At 65.5% G+C, this 16,996-nt stretch carries 14 protein-coding genes; 7 read left to right on the forward strand and 7 right to left on the reverse strand.

From position 1 onward, the window contains the following. Nucleotides 1–70 precede the first annotated feature (70 nt). The gene (locus O7598_RS26515) at nt 71–1,276 is read left to right on the forward strand and encodes a cytochrome P450 (protein ID WP_269693953.1); all 1,206 of its coding nucleotides are present in this window, start codon (nt 71–73) and stop codon (nt 1,274–1,276) included. Further along, a complete protein-coding gene (locus tag O7598_RS26520; protein WP_269693954.1) occupies nt 1,273–1,494 on the forward strand; it encodes a ferredoxin in 222 nt (73 codons plus the stop codon). Before O7598_RS26515 ends, O7598_RS26520 begins: the two co-directional genes overlap by 4 nt. A 264-nt stretch (nt 1,495–1,758) precedes the next feature. On the opposite strand, the gene O7598_RS26525 is transcribed toward O7598_RS26520, so the two are convergent. Further along, a complete protein-coding gene (locus O7598_RS26525; RefSeq protein WP_269693955.1) occupies nt 1,759–3,138 on the reverse strand; it encodes a DNA sulfur modification protein DndB in 1,380 nt (459 codons plus the stop codon). A gap of 568 nt (nt 3,139–3,706) precedes the next feature. Between O7598_RS26525 and O7598_RS26530 the strand changes: the two genes are divergently transcribed. Next, nucleotides 3,707–4,606, forward strand: a complete 900-nt coding sequence (locus O7598_RS26530; protein ID WP_269693956.1) for a hypothetical protein — start codon at nt 3,707–3,709, stop codon at nt 4,604–4,606. A gap of 309 nt (nt 4,607–4,915) precedes the next feature. Here O7598_RS26530 and O7598_RS26535 read toward each other — a convergent pair whose 3' ends face one another. Continuing rightward, on the reverse strand, nt 4,916–6,181 hold the full coding sequence (locus tag O7598_RS26535; protein ID WP_269693957.1) for a hypothetical protein: 1,266 nt from the start codon (nt 6,179–6,181) through the stop codon (nt 4,916–4,918). A gap of 825 nt (nt 6,182–7,006) precedes the next feature. Here O7598_RS26535 and O7598_RS26540 point away from each other — a divergent pair. Genes O7598_RS26540 through O7598_RS26555 form a run of 4 tightly spaced genes read left to right on the forward strand, consistent with a single transcriptional unit; the run spans nt 7,007 to nt 8,770 of the window. After that, nucleotides 7,007–7,372, forward strand: coding sequence for a hypothetical protein (locus tag O7598_RS26540; protein ID WP_269693958.1), 366 nt, complete (start codon nt 7,007–7,009; stop codon nt 7,370–7,372). Further along, entirely contained in the window at nt 7,369–7,731 is a 363-nt protein-coding gene (locus tag O7598_RS26545; RefSeq protein WP_269693959.1) for a WXG100 family type VII secretion target, read from the forward strand. The genes O7598_RS26540 and O7598_RS26545 overlap by 4 nt, the downstream gene beginning before the upstream one ends. Further along, complete coding sequence (locus tag O7598_RS26550; protein ID WP_269693960.1) at nt 7,728–8,450, forward strand: hypothetical protein; 723 nt, start codon at nt 7,728–7,730, stop codon at nt 8,448–8,450. Before O7598_RS26545 ends, O7598_RS26550 begins: the two co-directional genes overlap by 4 nt. Further along, nucleotides 8,447–8,770: a hypothetical protein gene (locus O7598_RS26555; protein ID WP_269693961.1), complete on the forward strand. Its 324-nt coding sequence runs from the start codon at nt 8,447–8,449 to the stop codon at nt 8,768–8,770. Before O7598_RS26550 ends, O7598_RS26555 begins: the two co-directional genes overlap by 4 nt. Before the next feature lie 319 nt (nt 8,771–9,089). On the opposite strand, the gene O7598_RS26560 is transcribed toward O7598_RS26555, so the two are convergent. The 5 genes from O7598_RS26560 to O7598_RS26580 all read right to left on the reverse strand — a co-directional run bounded on the left by O7598_RS26560 (nt 9,090) and on the right by O7598_RS26580 (nt 16,783). Beyond that, nucleotides 9,090–10,505: a hypothetical protein gene (locus O7598_RS26560; RefSeq protein WP_269693962.1), complete on the reverse strand. Its 1,416-nt coding sequence runs from the start codon at nt 10,503–10,505 to the stop codon at nt 9,090–9,092. 800 nt (nt 10,506–11,305) lie between these two features. Further along, nucleotides 11,306–14,083 carry a tetratricopeptide repeat protein gene (locus tag O7598_RS26565; protein ID WP_269694990.1) on the reverse strand — a complete coding sequence of 926 codons (2,778 nt, stop codon included), beginning with the start codon at nt 14,081–14,083 and terminating at the stop codon, nt 11,306–11,308. Between the two features lie 254 nt (nt 14,084–14,337). Continuing rightward, the gene (locus O7598_RS26570) at nt 14,338–14,754 is read right to left on the reverse strand and encodes a hypothetical protein (protein ID WP_269693963.1); all 417 of its coding nucleotides are present in this window, start codon (nt 14,752–14,754) and stop codon (nt 14,338–14,340) included. Between the two features lie 315 nt (nt 14,755–15,069). After that, nucleotides 15,070–15,537 carry an NUDIX domain-containing protein gene (locus O7598_RS26575; protein ID WP_269693964.1) on the reverse strand — a complete coding sequence of 156 codons (468 nt, stop codon included), beginning with the start codon at nt 15,535–15,537 and terminating at the stop codon, nt 15,070–15,072. 100 nt (nt 15,538–15,637) lie between these two features. Further along, nucleotides 15,638–16,783, reverse strand: coding sequence for a helix-turn-helix domain-containing protein (locus O7598_RS26580; protein WP_269693965.1), 1,146 nt, complete (start codon nt 16,781–16,783; stop codon nt 15,638–15,640). Nucleotides 16,784–16,996 lie beyond the last annotated feature (213 nt).

Genomic DNA, 16,996 nt, shown 5'->3' on the forward strand with positions numbered 1-16,996 from the left:
CGATGCGTCACGATGGGTAGATCACTCTGGGCGATCCATGGTGATCCGGTCTGCTTTTGGGGGTCGGCCAATGCCGGACGTCGCCAGGGTCACCGCACGGCCATACCCGTTCAGCCCTCCCGACCGGCTCAACCTCGACCCCCTCTACGCCGAGCTGCGGCGCGTCGAGCCGCTCAGCCGGGTCCGACTGCCATTCGGCGAGGAGGCGTGGCTCGCCACCCGGCACGCCGACGTGCGGACCGTCCTCGGTGACCCGAGGTTCAGCCGGGCCGCCAGCGTCGGCCGGGACGAACCGCGGCTCACGCCGCGACAGATCGAGGGCGGCATCCTCTCCATGGATCCGCCGGAGCACACCCGGCTGCGACGGCTGGTCGCGAAGGCGTTCACCGCCCGGCGCGTCGAGCAGCTCCGGCCCCGAACCCGGCAGATCGCCGACGGGCTCGTCGACGCCATGGTGGCGGCCGGCCCCCCGGCCGACCTGGTCGAACACTTCGCCACCCCGCTGCCGATCCAGGTGATCTGCGAGCTGCTCGGGGTGCCCTTCACCGACCGGCACCTGTTCCACGTCTGGTCGGAGGCGATCGTCTCGACCACCTCGCTGCCGCCGGAGCAGATCCAGGAGTACCTCGACAACCTCTACGCGTACATCGCCGAGCTGGTCCAGCAGCGCCGCCGGGAACCCACCGACGACCTGATCTGCGCGATGGTGCGGGCGCGCGACGAGAACCAGGACCGGTTCACCGAACAGGAGATCGTGCAGCTCGCCGCCGGGCTGCTCGCCGCCGGCCACGAGACCACCGTCACCCAACTGCCGAACTTCGCGTACGTCCTGCTCACCCATCCGGAACAGGCGGCCTGGCTGCGAGCCGAGCCGGCCCGGGTGCCCACCGCGATCGAGGAGCTGATGCGCTACGTCCCGCTCGGGGTGGCGTCCTCCTTCGCGAGGTACGCCACCGAGGACGTCGAGGTCGGCGGCGTGCTGGTGCGGGCCGGGGAACCGGTCATCGGTTCGCTCTCGTCGGCGAACCGGGACGAGACCGTCTTCGCCGACCCCGACCGGCTCGACCTCGGGCGCGAGACCAATCCGCACATCGGTTTCGGGCACGGCGTGCATCACTGCGTTGGCGCCCAGCTCGCCCGGATGGAACTACAGGTCGGGATCGGCACGCTCGTCGAACGGCTGCCCGAGCTGCGGATCGCCGTGCCCGAGCCGGAACTCACCTGGAAGAGCGGCATGATCGTCCGAGGTCTGGCCCGGATGCCGGTGGCCTGGTGAGCGCCGGTTGGCGGATCGCGGTCGACGCGGGGCGCTGCATCGGATCGGGCGGCTGCGTCGGCATGGCGCCGGCCCACTTCCGGCTGGAGTCCGGGTCGGCCACCCCGATCGCGGCGACCGTCGAACCGACCGAAACGGTGATCGACGCCGCGGAGTCGTGCCCGGTCGAGGCGATCACCGTACGCGATGACGACGGCGACCTGGTCGCTCCGGCCTGACGCGCCGGCGCGGCCGAGCGGCGACTGCACGAGGTGCCCCCGGCAGGATTCGAACCTGCGACACACGGTTTAGGAAGGCGGCTTAGTCAGCCTGGCTACTTCCTCCGTGAGCTGCGCATATGAGCTGACACCCGGCGCTGTCGAGCAAGATCGTTGCACACCCTCTGCAAGATGCTGGCCAGGGCCGCAAGCGGCCCCGTCCAGATGGACGGGGCCGCCGCGGTCGTGGGGTTGTCAGCCGTGCCGGCCGTCGCCTTCGGCGACCTAGGCAGTCTCGCCCTCGCCCGTCTCCCCCACAGAGCGCTGACCGTTCGTGCCCTGCTCCGACACCTTCAGGCCAAGTACCACCAAGACTTTGTTCACCGCAAGGTTCACGGGACCCCGAGTCGTGTTGATCTTGTCGACGCTGTCGCCTCCTCGGACACGGTCGCGGGCGCCGTCCCGGGTGATGATGTTCCCCGTCCAGAATTCGTCCGAGCGGCTCCACGGGATGTCGGTTGCCAGGCGCTTGTACAGCGCGATGCGGGCGGCGAGATCCGGAATCTTGTTGATCTGAAACGCCACGTGACCGATGACGTTGAGACCGGTGGCAGTCATGTTGATCCACTCGCTGCGCATCCGGGGGATGTCGGCGTTCTGCCCGCCGCTCTTGGGCATCTTCGCTACGGCTGCCCAAGGTTCCATGTTCGCGGTGAGGACGTTGAGCAGCGTCAGGGTCTCCTCCACGAACACGTCCCGCTGCTGACGGTTCCCCAGGCGCGCGGCGGCGTTGCGACTCAGCGAGTCTTCGCTCATCGCGTAGTCGCCGACGAGAAGGCCCTTGACCATGCCACGCACCTGGTTAAGCAGGAAGATGTGCTGGCTCATCTTGGGCAGGGTCTTGCTCATCTCGTCAACACGGCCCCGCAGCAGGTCACTTCCCTCGGTGATGCGGGCGAGCACCTGGTTGATCGGCTCACGGGTGTTGTAGACCGCCAAGAGGCTGGCCGGGATCTGCTTGGTCTGGGCGGCATCGGCAAAGTCTTGTTGGGTCCGAGAGCGGTTGGGTTCCAGCACGATGAGCACACTGATGGCGTCGCCGCGAAGCGAATCAACCTCGTCCAACGCGCCCGGCGCCCTGCCGTTGGCGCGGCCGGTCGCGTAGCCGATCAACCCAGCGATCCGGTGCTGCCCGTCGGTCACGTGGAATTCGGTCGCCTCGGTGACCACCAGGTAGCCGAGCCGGGCAATGCCGTCGCCGCCGGCCTGCACGTGCAGCGACGGACGGCTGGTGACGTTGAGGGTGACCGACGGCAGCAGGTAGTCATCCGGATTCTCGATCAGGTACTCCCGGATCGAGCGGGCGTGATCGCTCATCAGCGGCCGGTTGTACTTTTCACGCGGGCTCTCGCCCTTCACCGCCGGGTCAAGAGTGATGTAGCGCGCCAGCAGCCTCATCGGGAAGCTCGTCGACAGCATCGTGCGCTTACCCTGCTTGAACACAATCACGGGGAAGACCTGCCCGAACGAGCTATCGGCCTCGTCACGCGCCGCCGTACGGGCGGCGGGTAGGTCTGGGTGCTCGATCGGGCTGTAGCTGAACGACTCGTAAGCCGGCTGGGTCGTTACACCAGTCTGGCTCTCGGCTTCGCTCGTCATGGTCATCTTGCTCGCACTCCTCAGTTCGGCTCAGCAACCGGCGCCTTAGGACGGTCATACTTTCACAGCACGTATTACGCGCGCAAGTCCACGTAAGACTGTGCGGCGCCGGATCAAGCGTGCCCTCTTACCACAGCCGATAGATTGTGCTCCACATCCAGCTAGGGCTGTCGAATGTGGGAGCGACTGGGCCCTCGCTTCGCGCATCTGACCCCCTTTCCACACCCCGCCTCGCTTACGAGCTCTGCGTACGTCATCCGGTGTCGTTCGCCGGCGTTCGCGACGTCGGGCGGCCTTCCGCCCTCTTGCACAAGGGGGCAGCCTCGTCAGACCCCGTTGCTGTCCCCACTGCTGTCGATCGCCGAGAGAACCGATCTGGCCCTGAATCCTTCCGCGACTGCCGCAACTCCGGCACCGCTGGCTAGCCACCCAGTGAATAACAGTCCTGCCGAACTGCTGCACATCAAGGCCTCGCCGAGCAGGCCCCCACAGGTGCTGCAGTCGGCGTCCAACCGCCCGCGACGGCAGCCGCCAGGTCCAGGAGCTGTCACACCAACGGGATACGGTGTGGGGCGTGGCAAAGCCTCTCCGCCGTAGCCGTGGCCAAGTTCGTTCTCGGCGAGTTCAGCGCAGGGTTACCCACGAGGTTTTTGTCGATCCGGCCCGCCTGGGTCAACCCATCGGGCCGCAGGCTGACCCGCCCGCAACCAGCAGCCTCGCCGACGTCACGCCCCTCACCGGCCTCCAGGCCGCGACGGCCAACATCGACCTCACGCCCCTACAGGCCGCGATGGCCAACATCGACACCGGCCTCCAGGCCGCGACGGCCAACATCGACCTCACGCCCCTACAGGCCGCGATGGCCAACATCGACACCGGCCTCCAGGCCGCGACGGCCAACATCGACCTCACGCCCCTACAGGCCGCGATGGCCAACATCGACACCGGCCTCCAGGCCGCGACGGCCAACATCGACCTCACGCCCCTACAGGCCGCGATGGCCAACATCGACACCGGCCTCCAGGCCGCGACGGCCAACATCGACCTCACGCCCCTACAGGCCGCGATGGCCAACATCGACACCGGCCTCCAGGCCGCGACGGCCAACATCGACCTCACGCCCCTCACCGGCCTGCACGCCCTGATAGCCAACAGCCTCGCCGACGTCACGCCCCTCACCGGCCTACTAGAGGGGCTCCTGGAGGCCGCTTCAGCTTCGACGGAGGCCCAGCCGAGCCTGTGGACTCCGGAACGAGCACGGCGCCGCCATTATCTAAGCAGTTTGACGCCCGAACAGCGTGTCTGGCTGCTGGTCATACTTGTCCACCTGATGGTCGCGTCGGTCCAGCATGTCTCCAGCCTGGTTAACGCCCAGAACCCTCACTTCGATATTGAAAAGTTCGTCGCCCACCACGTGCAGGCCCTTGGCGTCTCCCTCGGGTACTACAGCTTGAAGAAGACAATGAAAAAGTAGAGCTGTCACGGAGGTTCGCCGCTCAGCGCTTGCGCCGTGGAGATTGGCAATGAAATTCCGTCGACGCCGCGCCACTGGCTGGTAGTCCAGTACCGCTGCTAGAGGCTCCACTCGGCGTGATCGATGCGCTTCGCGCTGCACCGCCTCGCCTATCCGTGATCCTATAGCCACCATAGGTCGCGGCAGCCAGGTCCACGATGAGTGGTCACTTCCACCCCCCGCGGCCGGCGTGGCTGAGGGGCGAATTTTGGCCTTCGACCCAAAGCCCAAGGGGACTCGTAGAACGCAGCTTTCACACAGCTTGTGACGTTAGGCGACAAGAGCATCGAAGCGCTCTCTAATCAACTCGTAAATAGACTGGTTCCGGTAGGACTCGTCTTTTTTCTTCTTGCGCTCCTCGACAAGCACTTCGAAATCAGCATCATCAAGAGGGAGCACGTAACCATTGCCGTCCAAGGCCGTATCCCTGCATCGTTGAATGAACAACGCTTTGTCGTAGAGCTTACGGCATGCAATTATGCCGACCCGCCCTCTGTGAATAGAAAAGCGGTTGGCTATCTGGTCCAGCTCGGGATTCTTAGGATCTTTTCGGTAGTTCTTGCATTCAACCGGGATCTCCGCCGCCTTATGCCGAGTGAGCCAGAAGAATGTCCCCATGTTGCTTAAATTGTCATAGCATATGTCTATTCGCTTTCGCCCCTCATGAATTTCACGCTCCTTACGCATGTTGCCGAGATGGGGATAGAAGAGCGCGGTCATCAACTCTTCGGCGGCGGAGTGATAGATATGCGCCGCCCCTTTTCCTGGAGGTATGCGTTTAATTCGAGCGAGCAGACTGTCATAGTCCGGAGTTGGCACATCGAGGCGCTGCGCAAGCTGCTCGTGGGTCAGGACCGGGCTAGACCGATAAGAGATAGATGTCTTATAGCGGTCTAGAGCTTCGGGAAACTGCTGCGTATATTCGACGATGGCAGACTTACTTACGGGATACTTCTCGCGCAGCTTCTCTCTATTGACGCGCGGCGTTCCGTTCTTTAGGATCGAGACTAGATTACTCCTGGCGTCGATCTCTGCAGCCTCATGAAGTGGAGCCAGGAAGCCGTTATAGTATTTATTCTGATCAAGCGTGAGCTCAAACCGAACAATTGACTTCGGAATCAAGAGCAGCGGCTCGTCGTCAACGCGAGGCAAGTCGACGTAGTCGAACTCCCACTCACAACTGTCAGGATTCCAAATTGCGCCGCTATACTGCGACTCAAGCGGGATGTGATAATACTCTGCCGCCTTTTGTGTATAACCAATTAGAGCACCACGGAGAATATGGGTAGCAATATCGGAAACAATGTCGTTTTTGATGCCGTCAATGAAGAGGGCTGTGTCTTCGAGGTCAGCTAGCACTCCTGACTTTGCAGCTTTGCTGCTCCGGATCATCATTGCTACACGCTCGGCTCCTACGCCACCAAGACCGCGCCCACGCGAGCGCCCTTTTGAGTATCCTAGGTGAGTCTCATTCGGCTCGGTCAACCGACCAAGAAGCTCGTAAACCCGCGAGTCGTCGTTGTTGAAGATGGCCATCAGCAGCTCATGAAAAAAGGAGACTAGGAGCATCTTGCAGTCTTCCGCAAACTCGGACTCTTGGATCCGGATAGCGCGCGGGTCAATGAAGACTCGTGAGTCTGTGGCGGTGTCAACATCAACGAAATCTAGCGCTGGCTGAGTGCGTCCCAATTCGAAGTACTCGGAAACCCTCATTACGCTCCAGACGTTGCTCAGCTCTGATAGCGGAAGGTTATGCTACGCGTACCATGAGTCAACATCAACGTGTGGGCTGAAGATGCCCGCGATCGGCGGCTCTGCTGAACCATCGCGTCGGCCTTCGTCCGCACACCGTGGAGTCGGTGGGGTCTGCCTGGTCAAGGTGCAGCACCCCATGTCTGAACGACCTTGGCCAGGCAGACCCCACCTGCTCGGCTTCGCCCGGACAGAGGTTGTCGGGACGGCCCCACCATCCCAGAGCGCCCGAGCGCATCGCCGGAGGCACTGCTCATGCTTGGACCAACTTGAAGTCCCGAACTACCAGCGATCATGGCGAGCCAGGGCTACTTCGTATGTCGCGCCGTCGGCGGGCTGACATCGCCGCGCTGGCAACCGAGGGCCAGAGGTGCCCTGACCAGCGCTCCGACTGCTGCCATCGATTCGTCTCGTCAAGATCGTTGCTGGCATCCTGCACAGGGCGCTGCGGCTGCCCGAGGACGGCCGGAGGCCGCCCGCAGGGTGGGCCGCAAGCGCAAAGACTCGCCCTGCCCTTGCGCAGAACAAGCCCAGCTCACTCACTGGCACTTGATCGTTTGCGTGTGCGTGGGGTCGCGGAGGGTGGTTGCGCTGTGGGATGGTGCAGCCGTGAGTGGAACCGGGCAGAGGGAGCCGGTGACGGGCGCGCCGGAGAAGCCGGATCAGTGGCGCGACTTCCGGCGGGGCGTGGCGCTGCTGTCGATGGTGTTGTTCTTCTTCTGCGTCGTGGCTCTGGGCTTTCTCGTCTACAGCGCGGCCACCCGTGACGGTGACGTGCCCTTCGACGGATGGTCGTTCTTCCGTTTCCTGTCGGCCGCTCTGCCTCTCGGGGTGGCCGCGGTCGCCGGTTTGGGTGTCTACCGGACGAGCAGCAGTGCCGAGGCGAGGAAGCGCGGCCGAGTCATGGGCCTTGGTCTGCTCGCGGCTGCCGTGCTGCTGGTCGTGACCGGGGTGATCGGGGATGCGGTGTCGTGAGTTTCTCGGTCAAGCCCGGCGCCCTTGAACGCGCGGCCAGTCGGATCAGCGATGCCAGCACCGACGCGCGGGCGGCGAAGGCGTACATCGCCAAGCACACCGACATGCCCTGGTACGGGCAAGGGCTGCTCAACGAGGCATGGCCGGCGCATCAGCGGCTCGTCGACGAGATGAACAAACGCCTCGGGCACCTGGTCGAGTTGTTGGAGCAGTCACGCGACGCCCTGCACCGCACCGCGAACCACTACCGGCACACCGACGCCCGATCGGCCGGGCGCCTCGACGCCGCCTACCCCTCCGTCGACCGCGGAGAGGACACCATGGCCGGCGAGAAGCCACCCACGAGGTACTTCCCGTGATCGAGCCAACCGATCTGCTGGTGGAACCCGGCGACCCGGACCCCTCCCTGTCCAAGGGCTTCGCCAACCCGATCGGCATCCTCGACGCCATCTCCGTCTCGCACTGGATCAACGAGATCATCAAAGAGGTCGCCGGCTACGACGTCATCGGCACCATCACCGCAGCGTTCGTCGGCGACTGGGAGAGCTTCTACAAAGCCGGCGACGCCTACGGCAACCTCGGGCAGGGCCTGCAAGCCCTCGGCGGCAACCTCATCGAAGCCACGACACAGCTCGACGCGCAGTGGGACGGCCACGCCGCTGACGCCGCGTTCGTCTACTTCCGCAAACTCGCCGCAGCCACCTCCCAGCAGAACATCGTCCTGGCCCAGGTCGAGGAGAAGTACCACGAGGCCGCCCGCGCCATCTGGCTGCTCGCGGACATGGTCGGCGGCCTCATCAAGATGATCATCGACAAGGCCATCATCATCGGCGTCAGTACCGCGGCCGGCACCGCCCTGCTCGAAACCGGCGCCGGAGCAGTCGTCGGCTACGGCGTCGCCGCCTGGCAAGCCATGGAACTCGTCAAGAAGGTCAACGACGCGGCCACCAAAATCCAGGCCGGCGGCACGCTCATCCTCGGGTTCTTCAGCTTCCTCAAGGCCCTCGCCGACCAGGGCGGCGACCTCACGAAGATCCAGCTACCCGAGCAGCCCTACGTGAGCCCCGTGGCACCATGACCGATCCAGAGGCCGAGCCCGAGCGGCAGTTCCTCGACCTGGCCGAAGGCAGCAGCGGCCTAGCCAAGATCCTTTACGCCAGCCTCGAACGGCTACGCGACGGAGCGGCCGGCGCCGACCTCCAGGAGATGGCCCGCGACGTCCTCGCCGGCCACACCGACCTACGTCAGATCGCCGCCACCGACGCCTACGGGCCAATGCTCCTCGACCAATTCCACCGCTTCAAGGAATGGGAGAAAAGCCTCGATCCCGACGAGCGCCGGCGCCTGGCGGACGAGGCCACCGCAGTAGCGCACAACATCGACAGGACAACCGACTAGCGGCTTCGACGTACAACGGGTCTGCCCCCGGCTCACTTACTCCTCACGCCTAGCCCTTGCCTTGCAAAGATCAAGACTTGTGTCGATGGGTGTCGGTAGCTGCCGCTGGCCTGCCCGTCGTGTCGTCGGTCGTAGGCCCCGGACCACGTCCGTCGGCCGGCTTGGCTGTACTGATGGCTGTACAGCCCAGACCTGTTCGTCCCGAACGCGGGTAGGCGGCATCGCCGGGCGCCTGCGGCTGACCTTTAGCGGCACAATCCAGCAACCGGACGAAGAACGGCGGACGCTGGGAACTCATCGGGCGTTACCGCAAGCTGCGTCAAGTGCGCGGGGTGTCTAACTGCTCATCTGCAGGCTCCGCTAGGGTCATAGCTCCTGCCTCGATATCCGTGGATCTCTCAGCAGTACCGGGTAGCGCCGCTCGCACGCGCAGCAAGTCGCTAAAGCGGGGATCTCCATGCAGTGGTCGATAGAGCGCCTTAGTGCGAAGCGCAAAGCGGGTCAATCTGCCCAACTCAAGAAGCGATGCGATGGAAGAGCACGCCTTTTCCACATCGCCTAGGAGCACATCGCGAACGTGCAGATGCAAGAGGTCAAGGCCACTGAAGTCCCATCCTTCAACCTCCCTGGTCATCTCCTCTAGGTGGCCGAGTTCACGCAGCGCGGTCCAACGCAGACGCCTTAACGAAATCTCATTCTCCCGATCGAGCCGACCGCGACTTGTCCGGAGAACCGTAGATGCGATCACGAGAACCGCCTTATGCGATCCCGAATCCGCCAGGATCTCCGTACGATAAATAAGCCACTGCACATGCTGCCGGCTATCTACCTTAGGGCGCGTCTGCAGCAATAGACCAATGCCCACCAAACAAGCAGCAGCACTCAACCGGTTCCATGCGTCGTCTAGATATTCACCGGAAACCGGAAGTTCGGTTCCAACCTTAATAGCGGCAACTTGGGGAAGCACTGCGGACAACTTGCGGGCGTAGTGCCGATTCGCCTTTCCGTCGTTGTGAACAAGCACGTTACGCCGGGCAAACATCTCGACGAATCCAGGCCAGTCGTCGGTTGTGTCCTCCAGCTTCACGGAGAGCTTACCGAACCATGACTTCCAGTCGTCAATGTCTCCTCGCAGCAGGTCTTCTACCTTTCGTTCGATCACGTATTCGCTGACAGCTTCGATTGACCCGAACTCCTTGATCTGCCGGAGCGTGAACGACGAATCTGCTCCTTCAATCCGGCCCGGTTGATCCTCTAGTACGGCGGAAGCCAGAGCACCGACGAACACTTCGAAGTCACTGATGGCTACAATCAGGAGAGAACGACGCAGAAGTTGGGCACGGTTTGGTGCCTTGAGCTTCAGCGACATGTACAAAAGGTAACGGCTAAGCAACTCAGCCGTGTGTTGATCGCCGGCAGCGAATTCGAACGAAGCCTTCGATTTATCAAGAGGCTCATTGTTTTTATGTGCCTCCAAAGCGTGAGTCATGACGGCGCTGAAGCCCCCCATCGCCCGCCGGACTTCACGCCGCTGATCGTTTGTGAGGTGCTTCATCTCTTCTTGGAAGAAGTCCGGCGGAGCATCGGGTTCGGCGTCATCGAGAGCGCCAGCGGCAGCCAGTTCTCGTGAAGCTGAGATTTTTCCCAAAAATTTATCTATCGCGGTTTCAATGGCCGCCTGGTACGTGTCCACTACCATCGAAGCAGAGAAGCTGGCCACCCGGCTCTGAGTCATCGGTCAATTATGGCCGCAGCCCGCCCAGAAGGCTAGGGCTAGCCACTCTCAACCCGCATCGCTCTCAATAGGTGGGGCCGGGCCTATCGACTGCGGCCCACACGGTCACAGTTTGTTCCGCTTTCTGAGAATGACCTCTTTATGCTCTCGCCATCCCGTCTGCCGCCGACCCACACACCGTGGAGCGGGCCAGGGCCAGGGTGACAAGGTGGAGCGCCCTACCGGACGTACGACCTTGTCGCCCTGGCCCTGGTCTGCTCGGCTTGCCTGGGTCGGTGGCTGGCGGGATGGCATCCCACCTCAACCACTCTCCTACCGGAACCGTTCGGCAACTCCATCTCGGAGTCGTCTGGCCTCCGCCGGAGGCACAGCTCTAACCACGCCCCCTTGCTCACCCCACCACCCCTACACCACCTCAACCCTTTCCCCACCCTGGGCCTGGGCGACCATGCGGAACCGTTCGGCAACTTCGTCCGCTGCGGTTGGCTGCCGGATCTCGTGCTGCTTCGGATCGTCGGCATTGGGTGGCAGCGTGTCCCCCTGGCCCTGATCGTCCTTCGGGACTCGTCACCGGGTCACCTCACTGACCCAGGTGCGACGCGCGGAGCGGGGCGTGGGGTTCGGCCGGCTGATTTTCCGCCCCGGCGCCGTAGGCGGCCGGGGCGGCGGCTCCGCAGGAGCCGCTTGCCGCGCCCCGGCCCGCGCCGCGCGGAGCGCGCTTGATCCTAAAGAGAGTGTTTCGGCAGTCAGTCCACCCACCCATTCCGCTCACCCGGTTGGGACCGTGTTGGTTGACCCAGTTAAGCGGTGTCGGACGCTGCCTCGTCAGCGTGGGGTGACCCGGGTGGTGTCAGTTTGGGGTGCTGGTTGACGGCGCTGTTTCGTAGGTCGGTCAAGGTCGATGCCGCCGCGTCTCGGCGTGCGGTGAACGCCTGCGGTTCGGTGGCTGCGAGTTCGTGGAAGTAGCGCACCCCTTCTGCAACTGCGTCGAGGATCTGTTCCGACGTCTCTTCGAGGATGCGCGCTACGTATCCGACGTTCCACAGTGATGTGGCGAGGGCGGGTAGGTAGGCGTCGCGGTTGCCGTCGACCAACTCCCGGCGCACGTCGACGGCCTCCTGGCTGGCCTCCAACGCCTCCGCCCGCCGCCCAACCTCCGCCAACCGAACAGCGTGGTTGTTCACCGACGCCGCGAGGTTGGGCAGGTAGGCGTCGCGGTTGCCGTCGACCAACTCCCGGCGCAGGTCGACGGCCTCCTGGCTGACCTCCAACGCCTCCGCCCGCCGCCCCACCTCCGCCAACCGAACAGCGTGGTTGTTCACCGACATGGCGAGGTCGGGCAGGTAGGCGTCCCGGTTGCCGTCGACCAACTCCCGGTAGAGGTCGACGGCCTCCTGGCCGGCCTCCAACGCCTCCGCCTGCCGCCCCACCTCCGCCAACCGATTAGCGTGGTTGTTCACCGACGTGGCGAGGTCGGGCAGGTAGGCGTCCCGGTTGCCGTCGACCAACTCCCGGTAGAGGTCGACGGCCTCCTGGCTGACCTCCAACGCCTCCGCCCGCCGCCCCACCTCCGCCAACCGAACAGCGTGGTTGTTCACCGACATGGCGAGGTCGGGCAGGTAGGCGTCCCGGTTGCCGTCGACCAACTCCCGGCGCACGTCGACGGCCTCCTGGCTGACCTCCAACGCCTCCGCCCGCCGCCCCACCTCCGCCAACCCAACAGCGTGGTTGCCCACCGACATGGCGAGGTCGGGCAGGTAGGCGTCCCGGTTGCCGTCGACCAACTCCCGGTAGAGGTCGACGGCCTCCTGGCCGGCCTCCAACGCCTCCGCCCGCCGCCCCACCTCCGCCAACCGAACAGCGTGGTTGTTCACAGAAGTGGCGAGGTCGGGCAGGTAGGCGTCCCGGTTGCCGTCGACCAACTCCCGGTAGAGGTCGACGGCCTCCTGGCTGGCCTCCAACGCCTCCGCCCGCCGCCCCACCTCCGCCAACCGAAGAGCGTGCAAGGCCAGTAGGGACGCTCGGTCGTTTGACTCGGTCTCCGCTGATGGGGCGGTCAGGGCGTGGGTGGTCAATGCGACCGCGATCTGGCCGAACTCGATCGAGGGGTACGGCACCCGCCGCGCTGTCCGCTGGACCCAGCCGGGATCAAGTTCAGCCGTGACGAGCAGGGTCACGGCCCGCGAAGCGAGCATCCCGGGGAACTGGAGGCCGACCTGGAGCACGGCCTCGGTCATCACCGGCAGATCCGCGGCCAGTGCCACGTCGATCATCTCCGCAGCGTCGGGCTGGTGGCTACGCGCGCGGCTCAGAACCGTCAACGCCTGCACCGCCTGACCGGGAGCCAGCCCTTGCAGGATCCTGCTGCGCTCGGCCGGGGGGCTTTCGGACAGGACCGCGACCGCGAGGTTCTCGGCGAGCAGGTCCGGCTGCAACGTCCCCAGCCCATCGCCCGTCCCCGCTGCCGGGTACAGACCGTACAACCAGTCCGCGTACCCGTTGACCACCTCTGGCTGCGCCCCGCCTAGGCCCGGCACCCGGCGGACCAGTTCCATGGCCTGCTCACGGTTGTCCGCACCCAGCAGCGCCGCCACGGCGACCAGCCGCCGCAACACGGCGTCGGCATGTGGCTCACCCGCACCTGGTAGACCGTCGCGGCGGGCCCGGTGCCGCCAGTACCGGGCCTCATGGCCCAGCACCTCGGCCAGCACGTCGTACCGGTCATCACCACGCGGCCCGCCCAACACCGCCAGCAGCGCCTGCGCATGCAACCGCAACACCGGAACATCAGGAACCAACCCACCCAGCGGAACATCACCCGCAGGCCGGCGACGCAGCCGGGCGGCGAACGCCGCGATCGCCTCGGCCAAGATCTGCTGCGGGGTGTAGTCCTCAATACGAGCCGGCACCTCTATGACGTTCGCCGGCAGGGTCAACGCGTCCACCAGATGCGCCTGTGGCGGGTACGACGCCGACAGCGACGACCACCACAACCCGGCCGATCGGGCCAGCAACAACACTCGAACACCACCGGCCCGCTGCGCGATACACAACAGGTGCGCCAACGCCTGCGGGTCACGGGTCTCGGCGTAATCCACCGTCAGCAGCAACCGGCCCGGCCGGTCGCCCGTCTCAAGCTGCCCGGCGACCGTCGCCTCCCCGCCGGGAGCCACAGGCCAGCACTCCCAGCCCGTTAACCGGCCGGCAAAGTGTCGCCCCAATCGGGTCTTGCCTACCCCGCCCGCACCCACCAGCAGCCGCACCACGCTCGCGTCCGGATCCGCGCACCACCTGTCCAACGCTGCCAGTAGCCACCCACGACCGACGAATCCGACCACCGCCGCCTGCGGGCGCAAAAGCCACACCACCGATTCCGGCAGCTCCGCCACCAACGCCCCCGCGACCGCCCGATCCCGCCGCTCACGCCGCTGCCGCGCGATCCGAACCCACTCCAGGACCGACGGCGCAAACGCCCCCACCACCGCCGCCGCTACGCCCGCGACCACCGTCCAGACCGGCTTGTCATCCGTGACCAATGCCCACGCCGCCGCAGCAGCGACCGCAGCGGGAACCAGCATCACCCACCAGCAGCGTCCGACCCACCTCAACCCAGCCCGAAGCACACCCGCACGATACTGAAGGTGATCAGACCAACACCCAGTTGATCATCCAAGAATGGAGCCCGCTCATCAGCAGATCCGTACGTCCCGACGATCGCTGATGCGCCCCTAAGCTCATCGCGCTGTCGCGCATCACGTGGCGAAGATGTGTCGTGCATCAGTTGTCGGATGACGTGCCGCCACTCGGCACTCGGTCAACGGCCTTCCGTTCATCACGGACACAGGTTCGCGCGGATGTGCACCCCGCACCACGCCGGCAGGTCGACGGACCAGACCCGCCACCCGCCGCGGTCCTTTCGCAGCTCCCACCTCCACAGATGCGTGGTACCGGCGAGGATTTGCCCGTCGTCCCACCAGACCGCGCGTACCTGCTCGGTCACCGTGGCCCGGTCGTCGGCCTGGTGCTCGATCGCGCTCGGTCCCACGCTCTCCAGCTTCGAAGGCTCCCGGCCGGTACCGGTCATCTCGGCCCGGTAGTCCCGCCACTGCTGCCGCAGCTCGTCATGACGCGCGCCGGCCAGCACCCGCGACAGCCCCAACTCCTCACCAGCGCTGAGCTTCAACAGCCACACCCGGGCCGCGGCCTCCGGCGTCGCCTCGCCCCGCTCTGCCTCCAACTGCTTACGCACAGCCCATGAGCCAGGCACCGCCACAAGGCCAGCGCAAGTGATCACCACCAACGCCAACAGCACCCAGGGCCACCGCCGCGGACTCCCGGCTTGTCGGACTCCACGCGACCGCCACCACTGCGGAACCTCCCCCAAGATCACCTGCGCGACGATATGAGAACCTCTCGAAAGGTGTCTCGTCGAGGTGCTCGGAGGACGTCGCAGCCGTGGTCAACTACCCGCGCTAGGTACTGCGGCGAAAGCGCTGATGAAGTGCCCGGGCATCCAGGGCAGAGCATGCGGTCCGTTGTGCGCGGTCTTGAGTAGGCCCGCGTGTCAGACAGCGCTGCCGTGCTCGGCGTACGCGGAGACGCTACTGCTGCGGGCGGCGATTGCCGTGCGGATCCGACGGCCAAGCCGGGAGGGACCGTAGTGTTCTACGGACTCTGCGTCTACGTACTGCCATTGGGTGAGTTCACCGTCCGCGAAGCGGATCGCGCGCTCCTGCTCGGCTCCGAGTGACCCCCCGTCGAAGATGAAGAGCAGTTTGTCGCCCTCGTGCTCGGCCGGTGCCCAGTCGACGACCAGCATCGGTCCGAGTGCGGGCGTGAGGCCGAGTTCCTCGCGGACCTCCCGGACGCAGGCGGCCCGCGGTGATTCGCCAGGTTCGACGTAGCCACCCGGGATGTCCCAATGCTTCTTGTAGCTGGGCCGCACGAGCATCACCCTGCCTTCGTCGTCGAAGAACAGGGCGCCGGCGGCGACGCGTGGGGTCGCCACGGGTGGCATCTCGTTGGCCGTCACCAGGGCAGCCTAAATGCCTCGGTTCAGTCGAGCACCTTCAGCCGGCGAGCCAGGCCGACCAGCTCGGCTGGCGGCTTGCCGCGCTGCCGGCGGACCCAGGTCAAGGCGAGTTGCCTGCTGAGGAAGTGGTGCCGGACTTGCTCGGGTGCCAGCTGCTCTGCTTCGAGCAGCACAGCTTGGGCGTCGTCGACGCGATTCCACGAGCTGTAGGCGCGGGCGACTTCGAGGGCGTGCCGTACCCGACGTTCCATCGGCAGACCGGTGGTGTCGACGCGGGGGCCGAGGTCGACGGCCACCTGAACATCGCCCAGCTCGGCCGCCGTGGCACGCGGTGAATGGCGACGTTGGTCGGTCCGAACGCCGTCCAGAGGTGGTTGGCATCGTTTCCGAGCTGGTCGGCGGCGTGCTCTGCTGCGGTGAGGAAGGTGCGGGTGGTGCCGGCGTCGTTGGAGCGGGCGGCGGCCATGGATCCGGACAGGAACAGGGTGCCGTAGACGGAGAGCAGGGCCGGCGAGGCGTGCGCCAGGTGGGGCTCCAGGTAGCCGGCGGCGTCTTCGGTGAGACGTACGGCTTCGGTGTAACGGCCGGTGGCGTGTAGGGCGTGACCGACGGACCGGAACAGGGAGCCGGTGATGAGCGGATCACCGGTGGGCCGGACGGCTGCCAAGCCGCGGTCGGCGGCGATCCAGGCGAGGTCGGCCTCTCCGAGCTTGGTGAGCTGGGTCGCGGTCAGCTGGTAAGCCAGGCCGAGGAGCCGGCGGGCTTGGTCCTGGTCGTCGCCGTCGTGGTGGTCGGCGGCGGCCTGGGCGCGGTGGAGCAGGTCGGGTAGTTGGCCGGTGACGTATCCGAATCGGGAGTCCTGGTAGGCGTCCCAGAGCGCGCCGACGTCCTTCCGGAGCACGGCAACGGTCGGTGGTTCGCTGTGGGGAGTGCCGCCGAACGGGGCGATGGCGCGGTAGTTCATCAGCGCCGCCCGGAGCGCGGGGACCGTTTCTGTGCCGGTGTCGGCGGTCCAGTCGAGCAGCACGGGTTCACCAAGTAGGTCACCGAGCGACACGTCCAGGACCTCGGCGAGGGACTTGATGACGGAGAGCCGGTCCAGCTCGATGCGGTTGTTCTCGACCTTCCCCAGCCAGTCAGCGGTGCGGCCGATGAGCCCGGCAAGGACTTCCTGCGACAGGCCGCGTCGGCGGCGGTACCAGGCAACACGCTCGCCGATGGTCAGGGTGTTGGTTGTCCCGTGCACCGTTTCACCTTCTCCCCTCGACCGGCTGCGACCCCGGAAGGATTTTCCGGGTCACTGGGCGGTTTGTGCCACAACCTGTCTCCATGACGGGGCTGAACGTATCGACCAACTGCCAATCCTGCTCGGGTGCCGGCTGGAAGTACACCCTTGCGCGGTCCGCTGTGCGGGTCCTGGGGCAGGGGTCGGAGCGGAACCGTTCCCTGGCCCGGCGGT

Origin of the sequence: Micromonospora sp. WMMC241 (assembly GCF_027460165.1) — a bacterium.
GTDB classification, from domain to species: Bacteria; Actinomycetota; Actinomycetes; order Mycobacteriales; family Micromonosporaceae; genus Micromonospora; species Micromonospora humi.

What these genes read in the sequence shown, in the direction of transcription:
- O7598_RS26515 (WP_269693953.1), top strand. Translation starts at nt 71, where the DNA reads ATGCCGGACGTCGCCAGGGTCACCGCACGGCCATACCCGTTCAGCCCT.
- O7598_RS26525 (WP_269693955.1), bottom strand. Translation starts at nt 3,138, where the DNA reads ATGACCATGACGAGCGAAGCCGAGAGCCAGACTGGTGTAACGACCCAG.
- O7598_RS26535 (WP_269693957.1), bottom strand. Translation starts at nt 6,181, where the DNA reads ATGGCCATCTTCAACAACGACGACTCGCGGGTTTACGAGCTTCTTGGT.
- O7598_RS26555 (WP_269693961.1), top strand. Translation starts at nt 8,447, where the DNA reads ATGACCGATCCAGAGGCCGAGCCCGAGCGGCAGTTCCTCGACCTGGCC.
- O7598_RS26560 (WP_269693962.1), bottom strand. Translation starts at nt 10,505, where the DNA reads ATGACTCAGAGCCGGGTGGCCAGCTTCTCTGCTTCGATGGTAGTGGAC.
- O7598_RS26565 (WP_269694990.1), bottom strand. Translation starts at nt 14,083, where the DNA reads ATGCTGGTTCCCGCTGCGGTCGCTGCTGCGGCGGCGTGGGCATTGGTC.